The organism is Ruegeria sp. N4, from assembly GCF_056531425.1.
Window position 1 is genome coordinate 342,420 of record NZ_JBQFLT010000001.1, and the last position, 16,086, is coordinate 358,505.

Here is a 16,086-nt window from a genome sequence, read left to right on the forward strand (position 1 = left end):
GATTGCACCGCCTTTGGATCAGGCCCAATCCAGCCTTTGCCCCGTCATACAAACGGGCAGCGTGTCCTGCGGAAACTGACCCAGTTGTTCGAAAAGCGAGACGAAATCGAACTGATTATAGGCTTCGACCATCTTGTCACCTTTGAATCGCGCCATGACCTGCCCGGTGACCTCCAGCGGTGCCCCGTTATCGGCGCGGAAGGTTTTGACGTGAAGAATTGCTGAAACCCAATCGCCATTTTCGATGATTTTGGGCATCTCAACGGTGATCTCGCCAAGGATATGACGGAAGGCCATGACCAGATCGCGGAAATCGTCGGCGCCCACCTGCATTTCGGGGATCAACCCCTCGGCCATCGTATCGGGCGCAAAATACTGATCGATCGCTTCGGTGTTTCCCTGTTCCCAAACCTCGGCGTACCATGCTTTTAGGATATCTGTGTGTTTCATCCCGGCTCTCCTGTCTGACTGGGATGACAGTGGACAAAAGGGATGAACAAACTCTAAATCTGCACAGAAAAAGAATTAAACTCAGACATTACAATGTGGAAATGCAGGTTTCTGTTGCCAGGTACCTGCGAACCCCGCCTTACGCGGCTAGGCGCAAGGGCTTAGATTTCGGTCTTGTTACTGCTTACGCAGCAACTGCAACCGGAGCACGATTGTCGTTTGCAATTGTACTATTTTCGCCGGTAACGGTGGCAGACAGCCGAGACAAAGCTAACCCCTTTAGACGTTCGTCGATCCTGTTTCGGCCCCAAAATCCCCAAACGAAGGATGGTTGGTGGAGCCGCCGGGTACCGCCCCCGGGTCCGATCCGCTTATTACGAGCGCGTTTATGTCCATAGTCCCGAAGGACATACCCTATATAGGTGAGGCGGCGCTGGGTTGCAAATCCAGATTTTTGGATGCGAATACGTTCAAAAGCAGCGTGTTATGTGGTTTTGTTGAAGTTCGCCGCAATCAGCCAGACGGCCAGAACAAGTTCGATTCCACCAAAAGTGGCCGCTTTGACGAATGGCGGGTTGTCCAACGCCAGCGACACGAACCGTCCAAGCGCCGCCCCTGCGTAGACCACGCCCAGCATTGTGTATGCCATCGGCGCGTTCAGCCAGATCACGGCAATGCCGGTTACAACAAACAACCCTCCGACCGAGGCGCGCAATTCACTTAGGCCCATTGTGCTGTCGGTCGGGGCCAGATCCAGCGCGTTGGCGGTGTGGGCGGGGGCCAGAAAGCCGAAGAGGCCGAATCCGATGGTCAGCAAAGCGACGATTACATTCAGGGTTGTTACCATTTCGGCCTCTTCCAACTTGCTTATCCGTCGACAACGGTAATCCGTTGTTTTCCGAAGAAAAGCACTAAATCGCCGACCACAGCCCCAGAACTCCGACCAGAATCAGACTGAGCGCCCAGATCAGTTCCAGATTGAACCAACTGCGGGACAGGAATTGCAGGCCCAGCCAGCGATAGACGGCATAGGCCAGAAGACCCCCGCCAAGGATCATTGCGGCGGTATGCAGCGCCGCCACGCCCAGAACCAGCAGGCCATTCGTTGTCATAATCTGCGAGATTGCCTGATGCCCGGCATCCAATTCATCCAAGCCGCACAGGCCCAGATAGATCGGAACCAGCATCAGCGCGGCCCCATGCGCCAGCGCCACCAGAAAGGACCAAAGCGCCAGTTTGCTTGGTGGGACGCGCGACAGGAATCGCGGGTGGCGCTGGGTGAGGGCGATATACAGACCCATCGCGATGACGATCAGTGCGGCCCCGATGCGAATCTCGCGTTGGTAGTCAACCAGAACGGCCATCAGGGCAAAGGGCAGCAGGACACCCAGCATCGCCACAAAATGTCCGCCTGCCAAGGCGGCCAGCGCGCGCCACAGGGCGGATTGGCGCTGCTCCATCAATGCCGAAGAAACAGCCAGCGGCCAGCCCATTCCGGGGTTCAGCCCGTGATACGCACCGCTGAGAACAACGGCCAGCCAGAGACCAGCCGTTGATGTCATCAGAACCTCCAACTCAGACCGAGGGGTAGCAGAAGCTGTCGGTCGAGCAGTCTCCGCCCTCCAGCCGGATCTGGTGGCTGCGGTAGCCGTCGGGGAATTCGACCCAGAAGTTCGGGTCCAGCGTCAGGCCACCGTTTTCGCCGACATCGGCCTTGACCATCGCCGCGCCGCGTTCGCCGGGATAGAACTGATCATCCCATGTGGAATAAAGCGAGTTGGTCCAGTAAACGCGCTTGCCGTCCCGGCTGATCTCGACCATCTGCGGGCCGTAACCAAAATCCTGACCGTTTGGATGTTTGGTTTTCTTGACGATACCACCGATTTCAACCTTGCCCGCCAGCGTCGGGTTCATCGGGTCCGAGACATCGTACTGATGCATCTCACCCGTACCCCAGCAAGCGACATAGAGATACTTGTCGTCGAGGCTCAGGTCGATATCAGTGACCAGCGGCGGAACGGCCGAGAACCCCTTCAACAGATCGGGCAGGTCATCCGGGTCGGCTGGTTGCGGGTCGATGGTGATGGTCTTTTTGGCCTCGAACGTGCCGTCCTCATTGCGCCACCACGTGAAAATCGCGCCTTGCAGGTTGGTGGTGTCCACAACCACGCCGCAGAACCCGTATTGCTTGACCGGATCATGGGCCGGGCGGATCTCCAACGCCATCTGGTGGTTTTCGCCCAGATCGATGGTCTGGATATTGGTCCGGTTGCGCAGGTTCCAGAAGTGGATGCTGTGTCCGTATTTGTTGGACAACAAATCCTCGGCCACGATGCCGTTTTCGAACTGAGGCGGAAGGCCCCATTCAGAACTGACCATGTAATCGCGCGGCAGGTTCCACCAGAAATCATAGTGCTTGTCCTGCACGCCGCGCTCGATCTCATACCGCCCTATGATCTCAAAGCTTTGGCAATCCATGATGAAGATACCCGGAGGGCCATCGGTCCCATCTTCACCGCCGCCACCCAGCGTGCTGACATAGATGCCCTCGGGGCCGCAATGGATGGTGTGAGGGCGGGAATATCCTGTCTTTGCAAAGACTTCCTCGGGTTCGATGATCTTGTGGATCTTGGCCTCAAGCGGGTTCTTGACGTCGATCACGTAAATCCGGCTGGACCGAATGCCCGGGATAATCAGATAGCGCCGTTCCAGAAAGGCGTGCCCGGTCAGCGGTGACAAGGCCGAGGAACAGGCGTTCCAGCCAAAATGATGAAACTCATCGCCTTTTTCCGGCATCATCACCTTGTGGACGATCTTGCCGAAATCGTCGGATGTCGGATCGACATTCACAACCGCCAGCCCGTCGGGTTGCGAAAAATCCGGGCTCAGCATCAGCGTGAAAGCAAGCGTCTCGGCGGGGCCCTCCATTGCCAGCTTGGCGGATGGATAAAAGGTTGGGTCCGGTCTTGTGTTCATAACGTCCTCCCGTAAGCAATTGATATTCAATTTGTATTGAGAGTTCCGGTCTTGGCGCCGGGTGACATCCTGCCTGCTCTGTCTTCCTTGTGCCTGTTCGTCTGCGTCAATCCTGGGGCCTGATCGGGATCAGGCGGGTTTGCGTTTGCGCTCGGCCACGTCCTGGGCCAGTCGGCGGGTGTAGGCTTCCAGCTCGACCAAGGTGGCATCGACCGTTGTGGCGTCATTCGCTTCAAGGGCGTCGGCGATCTTGGTGTGAAGCAAGATGATCTCTTCGCGTGACCTTGCTGTGAAGGTGATCATGTTCATCAGGGGCTGCATTGCCTCGACCGCGCCTGCCAGTTGATAGGACAGAACCGGATTGCCGGCGCCATCCACCAAAGCCCGGTGAAAGGCGACGTCCGAGGCGCAGAACGCCTCATCCGTCAGACCGGGCTGCGCCTGTCGGAAAATCTCGGCCCGCATGGTGGCGAGTTGATCTGCCGTACGACGCTGCGCAGACAAGGGGGCGCAGGCGCGTTCCAGCGCGTATCGCGCCTCACAGGCCGTATCGAAGCGCACCGCGTTCATAGACAACAATAGGGTCGACGTGGTGATCTGTTGCGAATACGCGTCTTCAAAACTGATGCGGTTCACAAAGGCCCCGCCGGTTGCCCCGCGCTGGGTGCGGATCAGGGACTGTGCCGCCAGACGTTTCAGCGCCTCACGGACCGTTGGGCGTGAGACCTGAAATTGGTCGGCCAATTCGGCCTCGGACGGCAAACGCTCATCCACGATCAACTCACCCGAGACAATCGCATCGCGAATGGCCTGCGCGATTTGCGCGGACAGGTCTGCGGTTTTCTGTGGGTTAATCTTCATTTTGCACGCGGCTTTACGATTTTATTTGTCTGACATTTAAAAGTCTGACATTTGAAAAGCAAGGGAGTTGAGTCGGAGGGGATCACATGAGTCGCGCAATGCTACGCAGCGGGATGTGGCTGGCGTTCTATGTGCTGATCCTGTGGGCCTGGTGGGTCATGTTCTCGATGAGCCGCGACATGGACCTGGATTGGATCGGTCGTCCGGGTCCGATGGGGCAGGCCATGGCGGCGATGGACCCGCGTATGGACATGTATATGCCCATGGCCGAGTTTGGCCCGCTGTTCTGGATGTGGGCGATCATGATGGCGGCGATGATGCTGCCGACTCTGGTGCCAACCCTGCGCAGCTATGACGACCTGATCCACAGCGCGAATGGCTCGCGCGGCGGATGGCTGGGCGTTCTGACCGGATATTTCATCGTCTGGGTGGGCTTCGCGGCGCTGATCACCGGCGTTCAGCTGGCTCTGTTGTTTGGTGGGGTCGTCGACATGCTGGGCATCGCCAAGTCCAACTGGGTGGCCGGAGGGTTGCTGGTCGTCGTCGGTGCCTTCCAGTTCACCCGCGTGAAAGAGGTCTGCCACGGCGTCTGCCACGCACCTATGACCTATTTCCTGGGCCATTGGAAAACCGGTTTCACTGGCGGCGTGAAAATGGGGCTGGGCCTTGGCGCGTTTTGCGTGGGCTGCTGTTGGGGCTTCATGGCACTTGGCTTTGTCGGTGGTGTCATGAGCCTTTTGTGGATGGGTCTGGCCACCTTGTTCATGGTTTTGGAAAAACTTCCCCAGATCGGGCATGTTGTGACCCGACCCATGGGGTTTGCGTTGATTGCAGGCGGTCTTGTCCTGCTGATCTATCCCTTTGCATACGGAGGATAAGCCGATGGCAAAAAACAGAAAACCCGAAGCGGACAGGCTTCCCATAAGTCAGCGGATCGACAGCCGTATGCCCAACCCGAAGCGGCGCGAGATGAGCCCGACGGAATGGGCCATCAAGGGCGAGCTGATCCTGAACTGCTCGTGCGATGTGTTTTGTCCCTGCGTTGTCTCGCTGGGCGCACACCCTCCGACCGAGGGGCATTGCCACGCGTGGATGGGCGTCATCATTGATGAGGGGCATTACGAGGGTGAGGACCTCTCCGATCTGTGCGTCGGCCTGCTGGTCGACATTCCGGGCCGTATGGGCGAGGGGCAATGGAAAGTCGCCGCCTATGTGGACGAACGTGCCAGCGGCAAGGCGTATAACGGGCTATTGCAGATTTTCAGCGGTCAGGCGGGCGGCACCACCGGCCTGTTCACCATGCTGGTGAGCGAGATCATCGGGGCCGAGCGGGCTCCGGTCGTCATCGAGCGCGACGGCACCAAGCGCCGGATCGTGATCGGTCGCAAAATTCAGGGTGAGATCGAGATGCTGGCAGGCAAGGACCCCGAGCATCCGGTGATGGTCTCGAACTCGAAATACTGGATGGGACCGGACATCATCGTGGCGCGCGGCACCAAGTCCAAGGTGCGCGATTATGGCCGCGTCTGGGATTTCGGCGGCAAATCGGCCGAGATTTGCCCCATCGATTGGCACGGGCCAAAGTGATGATTACCGGAGCCTATGCGCGTGAGATGTCGCGCTACAATCAATGGCAAAACAGTCAGTTGGCCGAGTTCCTTCAAGCATTGACCTCAGAGGAACTAACACGCGAACGCGGGGCGTTCTTTGGCTCGATCCTGGGCACAGCGAACCATTTGCTGTGGGGCGATTGGATCTGGATGTCCCGGTTCGACAAAGGGCCGGGCCCGGAAAGCAACATCCATCGCAAAGGCTGCGGCATCCATGAAAGCGTCTATCTGTGTCCTGATCTGGCCAGTTGGTTGTCTCTGCGTAAGACCGTGGATACCCGGATTGCCGATTGGGCGAACACGTTGGGTGATGATCTGATCACCGGCCCGTTCACCTGGTATTCAGCGGCAAAAGAAGGCGATATTACATTGCCTTACGCGAAATGCATCATGCATTTTTTCAACCACCAGACGCATCATCGCGGTCAATTGCACAAAATGCTGACCGAGACCGGGTCTGAGGCTCCGGTCAGTGATCTGGTTTTCCTGCCGCAGGAGGGCTGAATGCCGCAAATATCCTTGTCTCGCCGCTTGCGGCGCACGCCCTTTTCCGACGGGGTCGAGGCTGCGGGGGTCAAAGGCTATACGGTTTACAATCGCATGTTGTTGCCGACGGTTTTTGAAAGTGTAGAAGCCGACTATCGCCATCTGAAAGAGCATGTTCAGGTCTGGGATGTATCCTGCGAGCGGCAGGTGGAACTGCGCGGCCCGGATGCGGCGCGGCTGATGCAGATGCTGACGCCCCGTGACCTGCGCGGGATGCTGCCGGGGCAGTGCTATTACGTGCCCATCGTGGATGAAACCGGTGGGATGCTAAACGATCCCGTTGCGGTGAAGCTGTCCGAGGACCGCTGGTGGATTTCCATTGCCGACAGTGATTTGTTGTTGTGGGTCAAAGGATTGGCAAATGGGTATCGGTTGGACGTTCTGGTGGATGAGCCTGACGTCTCGCCTTTGGCAGTTCAGGGGCCCAAGGCCGATGAGTTGATGGCGCGTGTCTTCGGGGATCGGGTGCGTGATATCCGGTTTTTCAAGTTCGACATGTTCGAGTTCGAAGGTCGCGATCTGGCTGTTGCGCGATCAGGCTATTCAAAACAGGGCGGGTTCGAGATCTATGTCGAGGGCGGCGATATCGGGATGCCGCTATGGAACGCGCTGTTCAAGGCGGGCGAGGACCTTCAGGTGCGGGCCGGGTGTCCGAACCTGATCGAACGTATCGAAGGCGGCTTATTGTCTTATGGCAATGACATGACCGACGACAACACGCCGCATGAATGTGGACTGGGCAAGTTCTGCAACACGCACACGGCCATTGGCTGCATCGGGCGCGATGCCTTGTTGCGCGTGGCCAAGGAAGGCCCGGTGCAGCAAATCCGTCCGATTGCGATTCAGGGCGACCCGGTGCCGCCCTGCGATCGACCATGGCCGGCTTTTGTGGATGGGAAACAGGTGGGGCAGGTGACCTCGTCTGTTTGGTCGCCCGATTTCGAAACGAATGTCTCCATCGGCATGATCCGCCTGAGCCATTGGGAACCGGGGACCGAACTGGATGTTGAAACGCCGGATGGCACGCGCTGCGCGCAGGTGAAGGCGCATTTCTGGGTTTAGAGGGGGAAGGGGGCTCTGCCCCCGTCGCTGCGTGACTCCCCCGGGATATTTTTAGCCGGATGAAGACTCGGATCTGGTTTTTTGGAAACGAAAGGAACTGCAAATGTTCAATGCGTTGGTAATGGACAAGGATGAAGAAAGCGGGCTGGCGAGCGCTTCGGTCAAGCAGCTTTCAGCAGATGATCTGCCCCATGGTGAGGTGACGGTTGCCGTCGAATACTCGACAGTGAACTATAAGGACGGTCTGTGCATGTCGCCCAAAGGGGGCGGGTTGGTGCGGTCGTACCCACATGTGCCGGGCATCGATTATGCGGGTACGGTCGAGGCGTCCTCGGACGATCGGTACGCGCCCGGCGACAAGGTGGTATTGACCGGTTGGCGCGTGGGTGAGGCGCATTGGGGCGGGTATTCGCAGAAAGCCAACGCTTTGGCGGATTGGCTGGTTCCCTTGCCGGACGGGCTGAGCGCGCGGCAGGCGATGGCGGTTGGCACTGCTGGTTTCACGGCCATGCTGGCTGTCATGGCGTTGGAGGATCATGGTCTGTCCCCGGACAAAGGTCCGGTTCTGGTCACCGGTGCCGCAGGCGGCGTTGGGTCCGTGGCGACCGCCATTCTGGGCAACCTGGGTTACGAGGTCGCCGCCGTGACCGGGCGGCCCGAGACCGGGGACTATCTGAAATCACTCGGGGCCACGACCATTGTGCCGCGTGAGGAGTTGAACGAGACCACCAAACGCCCGCTGGAAAGCGAAACCTGGGCGGGTTGTGTGGATGCTGTTGGCGGAGAGATGCTGGCGCGGGTGCTGGGGCAGATGAAATACGGCGGCTCGATCGCGGCTGTGGGTCTGGCCGGGGGGGCGGCGCTGTCGGCAACGGTGATTCCCTTCCTGTTGCGCGGTGTGAACCTGCTGGGCATCGACAGCGTGATGCAGCCCTATGACAACCGCGTGCGCGCGTGGCAGCGGATCGCGACCGACCTGCCGATGGATAAGCTGGAGGCGATGATGCATCCCGCCGCACTGTCCGATCTGCCCGGACTGGGTGCGGATATTCTCAAAGGTCAGGTCAAAGGGCGCGTGGTTGTCGACGTGAACGCCTGATCTGACATGGCAGCCGGGGCGTGCCTGTCCCGGCTGATCAAAACCTGGCGAAAAGGACCGAAACAACTCTGGTCATTGGCACAATTCCTGATCATGATTGCTATACATCCCAAGTGCGATGGCGTAAGACCCATCCAAACAGCACCTGAAGACGGGGAGTGAGCAGCATGTCTGACGACTTCGAACTGGACACCGATGATCTGAAGCGCCGCATGGAAGGCGCGATGTCCAACCTCAGAACCGAATTTGCCTCGTTGCGGACCGGGCGGGCCTCGGCCTCGATGCTGGAGCCGGTGATGGTGGATGCCTATGGCTCGATGACACCGATCAATCAGGTGGGAACGGTCAACGTTCCGGAACCCCGGATGGTGACAGTTAATGTCTGGGACAAGTCATTGGTCGGGAAGGTGGAAAAGGCGATCCGCGAAAGCGGGCTGGGGATCAATCCTCAGCTGAACGGCACGATCATCATGCTGCCAATCCCCGAGCTGAACGAAGAACGCCGCCGCGAGTTGGGCAAGGTCGCCGGGCAGTACGCCGAAAGCGCCCGTGTTTCGATCCGGAATGTGCGCCGCGACGGGATGGATCAGATCAAGAAAGCCAAGGCTGACGGCATGTCCGAGGACGATCAGAAGTTCTGGGAAAGCGAAGTGCAGGACCTGACGGATGAGATGATCAAGGCCGTCGATGCCGCGCTTGAGACCAAGCAGTCCGAAATCATGCAGGTCTGAGCCGGTCTCATGCCCAAAGATCCCCACACCGAGCCCTGTGCTGGTCCGCGCCATGTGGCCATTATCATGGATGGCAATGGCCGTTGGGCGCAGGCGCGCGGTCGGCCCCGGCTGTTTGGGCACCATGCCGGCGCGCGGCGCGTGCGGGAAGTGGTCGAGGCCTGCCCGGGACTGGGGATCAAATACCTGACAATCTTCGCCTTTTCGACCGAGAACTGGAAACGGACACAGGTCGAGGTCGCAGGGCTGATGAGCCTGTTTCGCCGGTATATTCTTAAAGAAACCAAGACATTGGCGGATAACGGCATTCGTGTGCGGTTCATCGGGGATCGGGTGCGGCTGGATTCCAAGCTGACCGACCTGATGGATTCCCTTGAGGACGAGACCAAGGACAATGACCTTGTCCATCTGACGGTGGCGCTGAACTACGGCGGTCGGGATGAGGTTGCGCGGGCCACCAAACGTCTGGCCAGTGATGTCGCCGAGGGGCGGTTGAAGCCTGAAGATGTGGATGAAGAAACTCTGCCGAAATATCTGGATACCCGGGTTCTTCCCGACCCTGATCTGGTTATCCGCACCAGTGGTGAGGCGCGGATTTCGAACTTTCTGCTCTGGCAATCCGCTTATTCCGAATATGAGTTCATCGACACCCTGTGGCCCGATTTCACCGCCGCTGAACTGGAACGCCTGTGTCGCAACTACGGCTCGCGCGAGAGACGCTTTGGGGCAGTTCCGGCATGAGCGAAGGCCGATGGTCTGATCTGACGACGCGGGTTCTGTCCGCCATTGTGCTTGTGGCCATTGGCTCGATCGAGGTGTGGCTGGGCGGTCTGTGGTTCGAGGCGTTCATCGCCATCGCCTGCGCCATCATGACATGGGAACTGGTTCGGATGATCGAACCGCAGCGCATGGGTGTGGCGGTTCAACTGGGCATTCTGACGGGCGTCGCGGTGGTTCTGAGTTACCATGTGCCGCCGCTTTACAAACTGCCGATCTTGCTGGCCCCGGCGCTGGTAGGGGCCGGGCAGGTCAGCCGCTCTAAGGGGCTGTACGCCATCTTTGTGATCTGGATCGCCGGGGCAGGGCTGGGCTTTATCTCGATCCGCGAGAATATGGGGTTCGGCTGGATGATCTGGCTGATCGCCATTGTGGTGGCCACCGATGTCGCGGGCTATTTCGTGGGCAAGGCTATCGGCGGGCCGAAGTTCTGGCCAAAGGTCAGCCCCAAGAAGACATGGTCTGGTACGGCGGGCGGTTGGGTCGCCGCTGCTATTGTCGGGGTCGCGTTTGCCGCCCATGGCGGGTTTGGTGTTCTGTTCGTAGTGGTCTCGGTCTTTGCGTCCATGGCCAGTCAGGCGGGCGATATCGTGGAAAGCGCGGTCAAGCGCAGGTTTGGGGTCAAGGACAGTTCGAGCCTGATACCGGGCCATGGCGGGTTTCTGGACCGGTTTGACGGTATGATGGGTGCGGCCCTGTTTGTCTTGCTGGCAGGCCTGCTTTATTCACCCGGGGCAATGTGATGCGCAAAGTATCGATTTTTGGCGCGACCGGTTCTGTCGGTCAGAACACGATTGATCTGATCGCACGGGATCCGCAGGCCTATGACGTTGTCGCGTTGACAGGTGGCGCGAATATCGAACAGCTTGTCGCGGACGCCCGTCGCTTGAATGCCGATCTGGCCGTCACGGCCTTTGAGGATCGCCTGCCGGACCTGCGCGATGCGTTGCAGGGGTCTGGTGTCGAAGCTGCCGCAGGATCTCAAGCGCTGACCGAAGCGGCGGCGCGCCCGGCGGATTGGGTCATGTCTGCGATTGTCGGAGCCGCCGGTCTTGCGCCGGGCATCGAAGCGTTAAAGCAAGGCGCGACACTGGCGCTGGCCAATAAGGAAACGCTGGTCTGTGCCGGGCCTTTGGTCCTGGAGACGGCCAAGACCCACAATGCCCGCCTGCTACCGGTGGACAGCGAGCATTCGGCCGTGTTTCAGGCACTGGTGGGGGAAGAGATTGATGCGGTCGAGCGCATCATCATCACCGCCAGCGGCGGCGCCTTCCGAGACTGGCCACTGGACGATCTGGCCAAGGCGACGGTCGAACAGGCCTCGAGCCACCCGAATTGGGATATGGGGCAGCGGATTACCATCGACAGCGCGTCGATGTTCAACAAGGCGCTTGAGGTCATCGAAACGAAAGAGTTCTTTGGCGTCGCCCCGGATCAGATCGAGGTTCTAGTCCATCCCGAATCCATCGTTCATGCGCTGGTCGGGTTTCGCGACGGTGCGGTAATGGCCCATATGGGCGCGCCGGATATGCGTCACGCCATTGGATTCGCGCTACATTGGCCCAAGCGGCAGGACTTGCCCGTTCAGCGGCTGGATCTGCCCGCCATTGGGCAGTTGAACTTTCAAGACCCCGATCTGGCCCGCTATCCGGCGCTGAAGCTGGCGCGGGACGTGATGGCGCGCGGGGGCTTGTCGGGGGCTGTGTTCAACGCGGCCAAGGAACGGGCGCTGGATCACTTTATCGCGGGTCAAATCGATTTCCCCAGCATGGCGGATATTGTCGCAATGGTTCTGGACAGATTCGATGCGGGACATAGTCTTATTGATGCCGCTTTGACTCTTGATAACGTACAGCAAACGGACCATCTGGCACGGCAATGGGCGGATGAAGCCGTAAGCAAACGAGCAGGATAGACATTTGGACCTACTTTCCCTGATCCCGCAATTTGGCAATTTGCTTTGGACCATTGTGGCCTTTGTCATCGCCTTGTCCGCCATTGTCGCGGTGCACGAGTACGGCCACTACATCGTCGGACGCTGGTCAGGCATTCATGCCGAGGTGTTTTCCATCGGGTTCGGCCCGGTGCTGTGGAGCCGCATGGACAAGCGCGGCACCCGCTGGCAGGTCGCTCTGTTGCCATTTGGCGGCTATGTGAAGTTTCTGGGCGATGCCAACGCGGCGTCGGGCAAGGACGAAGAGGCGATGGAAGAGATCGCCGAACAAAAACCCGAAGAACTGCGTCGCACGATGCACGGCGCGCCGCTCTGGGCGCGGGCGGCCACTGTTGCGGCCGGTCCTGTGTTCAACTTTGCAATGTCGATCATCGTCTTCGGGTTGATCTTCTGGTCCCAGGGCGTGTCGCGCGAACCTTTGACCGTGGGTGAGTTGCAGCCCTTGCCGGGCACCGTTCAGGGTTTGCAGGTCGGTGATGAGATCGTCGCAATCGCAGGCATCCAAACACCGGATTTCGATGAGGAAAGCACCTGGAGCGAGTTCACCGACTCGCTGCCGGTTGAGCCAGTGCTGGACTACACGGTCATTCGCGATGGGCAGACCATCGATGTTGAAGCCCCGTGGCTGTTTCCGCCGCTGATCCGTCAGGTCGCGCCGCGCAGCGCGGCCATGGATATCCAGCTTGAGCAGGGGGACGTCATCACCTCGGTAAATGGTGAACCGATCTTTGCGTTCGAGCAGCTCAAGGACTTTGTCGAAAGTTCGGATGGTCGGGTTCTGTTGCTGAATGTCTGGCGCGATGGGGCCGATCTTGAGTTTGCATTGGCCCCGCGCCGCACGGATGAACCGAAGTCTGATGGCGGGTTTCAGACCCATTGGCGTATCGGGATCGTCGGTGGAATGATGCTGGAACCTGCAACCCAGCCTGCGGGTCTGTTTGACTCGCTAACGGGTGGCGTCAATCAGACGATCCGCATCATCGAAGGATCGCTGTCGGGGATGTGGCATATGATCACCGGCGCGATCAGCACTTGCAACATATCCGGCCCGATTGGCATCGCCGAGACGTCGGGCGCAATGGCCAGCCAGGGCGCGCAAAGCTTTATCTTCTTCATCGCGGTTCTGTCCACCGCAGTCGGGTTGCTGAACCTGTTCCCGATCCCGGCTCTGGATGGTGGTCATCTGCTGTTCTACGCCTATGAGGCCGTGACCGGAAAACCGCCCAGCGACATGGCATTGCGGATTCTGATGACCGTCGGAATCACGGTTATTCTCAGCCTGATGTTGTTCTCGGTGACCAACGACCTGTTTTGCTGATTGTGGCGCAAGCCGCACAGGAAAGCCGCATTCTTGCCGCATTCCGACGGTAAGGTTTGCGCGACGTTGAGGGGCGATCATGACCAAAGCACTGCGCAAATCCTATCGGAGTTTTAGCTTCCTGTTCATGCTGAACTGGGATGTGTTGCTGAGTTTTGCCGTCACCGCTCTGGCACTGGCCGCTGGTGCCTATCTGGCGGGATTGTGATTCTGACCAACCGTCTTTTCACGCCCTAAAGGCCATCAAATGCCGGATGCGCTTTTTGGCCTTTTGACAACCCCATCCATTCCCGCTACTCAGCATTAAAGTCTTAAAATTCTGGGTTGAGAAAAAAATGACCGACGGGCGAGGCGCGGGCACATCCTGCGGGGGGCGTAAGTCTACAAACAAGATTTTGTGGCAATCGCTGACGTTTCTTTTCCTTTTTGTTGCCGCCAGCTTACTGGCATTGCCGAATACGGCACAGGCGCAAAGTTTCACCATCAACTCGTTCGAGGTGGAAGGAAACCGCCGCATCGAGACGGGGACGATCATCGCCAGAACGGGGATCGAACCGGGGCAAACCGTCACAACCGGTCAGTTGAACGACGCGTTCCAGCGTTTGCTTGACAGTGGTGTTTTTGAAACAGTCGAACTGACCCCGCGCGGCACAACCCTGCTGATCGAGGTACAGGAATACCCGACGATCAACCAAATCAGCATCGAAGGGAATCGTCGCGTCAAAGACGATGTCCTGCTCGAAGTGATTTCGTCCCAGCCACGACGCGTTTTCACCCCTCAGGTCGCGGAAACCGACGCGGATCTGATTGCCGAGGTCTATTCGGCCCAGGGCCGGGTCGCCGCAACCGTAATCCCGCGCATCATCCGCCGCAGCGACAATCGCGTGGATCTGGTCTTTGAGGTCGCCGAAGGCACAACGATCGAGGTTGAGCGTGTCAGCTTTGTCGGCAACCGGGCCTATTCGGACCGCCGCCTGCGCCGTGTGCTGGAAACCAAACAAGCGACCTTCCTGCGCACCTTCTTCCGCAGCGACACTTTCATCGGTGACCGGATCGAGTTCGACAAACAGGTTATCCGCGATTTCTACCTGTCGCGCGGCTATATCGACTTCCGCGTAAACAGCGCAAATGTGGAATTCACCCGCGAGCGTGATGCCTTCTTCCTCGTCATGAATGTGACCGAGGGGCAGAAATTCTCGTTCGGCAAGATCACGACTGTCAGCGAAATTCCCGGCGTCGATCCGGCCCCGTATCAGGAAGCGCTGAAGATCAAACCGGGCGTGACCTATTCCCCCACACTGATCGAGAACTCGATTGCCCGGCAGGAGCGTTTGGGGATCCGGCAAGGTGTCGATTTCCTGCGGGTCGAACCTCGGGTGACCCGCAACCCACGCGATCTGACGCTGGATGTCGAATTTGTCCTTAGCAAAGGCCCGCGCATTTTTGTTGAGCGGATCGATATTGAAGGCAACACCACCACGCTTGACCGCGTGATCCGGCGTCAGTTCGACACGGTCGAAGGCGACCCCTTCAACCCGCGTGAGATCCGGCAAGCAGCGGAACGCATCAACGCACTAGGCTTCTTTGCCGTTGCAAATGTCGAACCGCGCGAAGGGTCCTCGCCCAGCCAGGTTATTCTGGATGTGGATGTCGAAGAGCAACCGACCGGATCGCTCAGCCTTGGTGGTAGCTTCTCGGCCTCGGATGGCTTCGGGATTGCGATTGGCCTGAACGAATCCAACTTCCTCGGTCGCGGCCAGAACCTGGGTTTGACCCTGTCGACGGCGCAGGATTCCGAGCAATACACCATCAACTTTACCGAACCTTATCTGTTGGGACGTCGGCTGCGTTTCGATCTGGGCCTCGGTCTGGCCGGTACGAACTCGGGTTTTGCAAGCTACGATACCGAGCGCGTGTTCTTTAACCCGCAGCTGACCTATGCGATTGGCGAGCTGTCCTCGCTTCGCCTGCGGTACGGCTGGGAACGCAGCGAGATGACGCAGCAGGATGATGAGATCAACGGCGCGGTCATTTCCTCGGAAATCGATCAGGGCAAGCGGACGACCAGTTCGATCGGTGTGTCTTATGTCTATGACAGCCGTCTTGGCGGCCTGAACCCGAATGCCGGTGTGCTGTTCGAAGTTGGTGTTGATGCGGCTGGTCTGGGTGGCGACAACGAGTTCTTCAGAACAACCGCGCGCGGTATCGCACAGACCCGCGTCCTAAGCGAAGAAGTGGTATTGCGCGCGACACTGGAACTGGGTGCCTTGCATTGGACAGGCAACGATTTCAGCCGCACAATTGACCGCTTCCTTCTGGGGCCGAACACATTCCGCGGGTTTGAACCCGCGGGTCTTGGCCCGCGTGACCTGTCCAACGGTCAGGACGATGCCATCGGCGGCAACTACTACTGGGTTGCCCGGTTCGAGTCGGATTTCCCGCTGGGCCTGCCAGAGGAACTGGGTCTGCGCGGCGGTGTGTTCTATGACGTCGGGAACCTCTACAACATCGACAACGTGAACACGGCGGGGGCGAACATCGTCGGTGCCAACGGATCGATCCGTCACGTTATCGGCGTCTCGGTCCTGTGGGAAACGCCCTTCGGCCCGCTGCGGTTCAACTTCTCGAAAGCTCTGAAAAAAGAAGAGTTCGACAACGAGCAGAACTTTGACCTGACCGTTCAAGCCCGGTTCTGATCCGCG

The 16,086-nt window shown here is 58.8% G+C and carries 17 protein-coding genes and 1 other RNA gene; 12 read left to right on the plus strand and 6 right to left on the minus strand.

Translation table 11 applies throughout. The features are described from left to right. Positions 1-18: 18 nt before the first annotated feature. From ACR0LW_RS01645 to ACR0LW_RS01670, 6 genes are all read right to left on the minus strand, one after another. Positions 19-450: an ester cyclase gene (locus ACR0LW_RS01645; RefSeq protein ID WP_170450821.1), complete on the minus strand. Its 432-nt coding sequence runs from the start codon at positions 448-450 to the stop codon at positions 19-21. Positions 451-550: 100 nt separating this feature from the next. Next, positions 551-898: a transfer-messenger RNA gene (gene ssrA, locus ACR0LW_RS01650) on the minus strand. Positions 899-934: 36 nt separating this feature from the next. Beyond that, a complete protein-coding gene (locus tag ACR0LW_RS01655; protein ID WP_170518469.1) occupies positions 935-1,297 on the minus strand; it encodes a DUF4345 family protein in 363 nt (120 codons plus the stop codon). A gap of 64 nt (positions 1,298-1,361) precedes the next feature. Next, the gene (locus ACR0LW_RS01660; RefSeq protein WP_170450817.1) at positions 1,362-2,012 is read right to left on the minus strand and encodes a hypothetical protein; all 651 of its coding nucleotides are present in this window, start codon (positions 2,010-2,012) and stop codon (positions 1,362-1,364) included. Between the two features lie 13 nt (positions 2,013-2,025). Beyond that, positions 2,026-3,426, minus strand: a complete 1,401-nt coding sequence (locus ACR0LW_RS01665) for a selenium-binding protein SBP56-related protein (RefSeq protein WP_170518475.1) — start codon at positions 3,424-3,426, stop codon at positions 2,026-2,028. A 129-nt stretch (positions 3,427-3,555) separates the two neighbouring features. Then, the gene (locus tag ACR0LW_RS01670; RefSeq protein ID WP_480881416.1) at positions 3,556-4,287 is read right to left on the minus strand and encodes a FadR/GntR family transcriptional regulator; all 732 of its coding nucleotides are present in this window, start codon (positions 4,285-4,287) and stop codon (positions 3,556-3,558) included. An 86-nt stretch (positions 4,288-4,373) separates the two neighbouring features. On the opposite strand from ACR0LW_RS01670, the gene ACR0LW_RS01675 reads away from it, so the two are divergent. The 12 genes from ACR0LW_RS01675 to bamA all read left to right on the plus strand — a co-directional run bounded on the left by ACR0LW_RS01675 (position 4,374) and on the right by bamA (position 16,080). Next, a complete protein-coding gene (locus ACR0LW_RS01675) occupies positions 4,374-5,165 on the plus strand; it encodes a DUF2182 domain-containing protein (protein ID WP_480881417.1) in 792 nt (263 codons plus the stop codon). Positions 5,166-5,169: 4 nt separating this feature from the next. Beyond that, on the plus strand, positions 5,170-5,874 hold the full coding sequence (locus tag ACR0LW_RS01680) for a DUF1326 domain-containing protein (protein ID WP_480881418.1): 705 nt from the start codon (positions 5,170-5,172) through the stop codon (positions 5,872-5,874). Continuing rightward, positions 5,874-6,401 (plus strand): DinB family protein, encoded by a 528-nt coding sequence (locus ACR0LW_RS01685; RefSeq protein WP_480881419.1) that lies wholly within the window; start codon positions 5,874-5,876, stop codon positions 6,399-6,401. Before ACR0LW_RS01680 ends, ACR0LW_RS01685 begins: the two co-directional genes overlap by 1 nt. After that, complete coding sequence (locus ACR0LW_RS01690; RefSeq protein ID WP_480881420.1) at positions 6,402-7,505, plus strand: dimethylsulfoniopropionate demethylase; 1,104 nt, start codon at positions 6,402-6,404, stop codon at positions 7,503-7,505. Between the two features lie 103 nt (positions 7,506-7,608). Then, the gene (gene acuI / locus ACR0LW_RS01695) at positions 7,609-8,604 is read left to right on the plus strand and encodes an acryloyl-CoA reductase (RefSeq protein ID WP_480881421.1); all 996 of its coding nucleotides are present in this window, start codon (positions 7,609-7,611) and stop codon (positions 8,602-8,604) included. A 167-nt stretch (positions 8,605-8,771) separates the two neighbouring features. Beyond that, positions 8,772-9,335: a ribosome recycling factor gene (frr, locus tag ACR0LW_RS01700; RefSeq protein ID WP_170450800.1), complete on the plus strand. Its 564-nt coding sequence runs from the start codon at positions 8,772-8,774 to the stop codon at positions 9,333-9,335. Between the two features lie 9 nt (positions 9,336-9,344). Then, entirely contained in the window at positions 9,345-10,076 is a 732-nt protein-coding gene (locus tag ACR0LW_RS01705; RefSeq protein WP_170630075.1) for an isoprenyl transferase, read from the plus strand. Further along, a complete protein-coding gene (locus ACR0LW_RS01710; RefSeq protein WP_480881748.1) occupies positions 10,073-10,855 on the plus strand; it encodes a phosphatidate cytidylyltransferase in 783 nt (260 codons plus the stop codon). Before ACR0LW_RS01705 ends, ACR0LW_RS01710 begins: the two co-directional genes overlap by 4 nt. Then, positions 10,855-12,027, plus strand: coding sequence for a 1-deoxy-D-xylulose-5-phosphate reductoisomerase (dxr, locus tag ACR0LW_RS01715; RefSeq protein WP_480881422.1), 1,173 nt, complete (start codon positions 10,855-10,857; stop codon positions 12,025-12,027). The genes ACR0LW_RS01710 and dxr overlap by 1 nt, the downstream gene beginning before the upstream one ends. A 4-nt stretch (positions 12,028-12,031) precedes the next feature. Then, positions 12,032-13,384 (plus strand): RIP metalloprotease RseP, encoded by a 1,353-nt coding sequence (gene rseP, locus ACR0LW_RS01720; RefSeq protein WP_480881423.1) that lies wholly within the window; start codon positions 12,032-12,034, stop codon positions 13,382-13,384. A gap of 79 nt (positions 13,385-13,463) precedes the next feature. Beyond that, positions 13,464-13,592 carry a hypothetical protein gene (locus ACR0LW_RS01725; RefSeq protein ID WP_480708172.1) on the plus strand — a complete coding sequence of 43 codons (129 nt, stop codon included), beginning with the start codon at positions 13,464-13,466 and terminating at the stop codon, positions 13,590-13,592. Positions 13,593-13,719: 127 nt separating this feature from the next. Then, positions 13,720-16,080: an outer membrane protein assembly factor BamA gene (bamA, locus tag ACR0LW_RS01730; protein WP_170450791.1), complete on the plus strand. Its 2,361-nt coding sequence runs from the start codon at positions 13,720-13,722 to the stop codon at positions 16,078-16,080. Positions 16,081-16,086: the final 6 nt, after the last annotated feature.

Bases quoted from the DNA above. Each gene is read 5' to 3' on its own strand.
- ACR0LW_RS01645 (WP_170450821.1), bottom strand. From the start codon at position 450: ATGAAACACACAGATATCCTAAAAGCATGGTACGCCGAGGTTTGGGAA.
- ACR0LW_RS01655 (WP_170518469.1), bottom strand. From the start codon at position 1,297: ATGGTAACAACCCTGAATGTAATCGTCGCTTTGCTGACCATCGGATTC.
- ACR0LW_RS01660 (WP_170450817.1), bottom strand. From the start codon at position 2,012: ATGACATCAACGGCTGGTCTCTGGCTGGCCGTTGTTCTCAGCGGTGCG.
- ACR0LW_RS01665 (WP_170518475.1), bottom strand. From the start codon at position 3,426: ATGAACACAAGACCGGACCCAACCTTTTATCCATCCGCCAAGCTGGCA.
- ACR0LW_RS01670 (WP_480881416.1), bottom strand. From the start codon at position 4,287: ATGAAGATTAACCCACAGAAAACCGCAGACCTGTCCGCGCAAATCGCG.
- ACR0LW_RS01675 (WP_480881417.1), top strand. From the start codon at position 4,374: ATGAGTCGCGCAATGCTACGCAGCGGGATGTGGCTGGCGTTCTATGTG.
- ACR0LW_RS01680 (WP_480881418.1), top strand. From the start codon at position 5,170: ATGGCAAAAAACAGAAAACCCGAAGCGGACAGGCTTCCCATAAGTCAG.
- ACR0LW_RS01685 (WP_480881419.1), top strand. From the start codon at position 5,874: ATGATTACCGGAGCCTATGCGCGTGAGATGTCGCGCTACAATCAATGG.
- ACR0LW_RS01690 (WP_480881420.1), top strand. From the start codon at position 6,402: ATGCCGCAAATATCCTTGTCTCGCCGCTTGCGGCGCACGCCCTTTTCC.
- acuI (WP_480881421.1), top strand. From the start codon at position 7,609: ATGTTCAATGCGTTGGTAATGGACAAGGATGAAGAAAGCGGGCTGGCG.
- frr (WP_170450800.1), top strand. From the start codon at position 8,772: ATGTCTGACGACTTCGAACTGGACACCGATGATCTGAAGCGCCGCATG.
- ACR0LW_RS01705 (WP_170630075.1), top strand. From the start codon at position 9,345: ATGCCCAAAGATCCCCACACCGAGCCCTGTGCTGGTCCGCGCCATGTG.
- ACR0LW_RS01710 (WP_480881748.1), top strand. From the start codon at position 10,073: ATGAGCGAAGGCCGATGGTCTGATCTGACGACGCGGGTTCTGTCCGCC.
- dxr (WP_480881422.1), top strand. From the start codon at position 10,855: ATGCGCAAAGTATCGATTTTTGGCGCGACCGGTTCTGTCGGTCAGAAC.
- ACR0LW_RS01725 (WP_480708172.1), top strand. From the start codon at position 13,464: ATGACCAAAGCACTGCGCAAATCCTATCGGAGTTTTAGCTTCCTGTTC.
- bamA (WP_170450791.1), top strand. From the start codon at position 13,720: ATGACCGACGGGCGAGGCGCGGGCACATCCTGCGGGGGGCGTAAGTCT.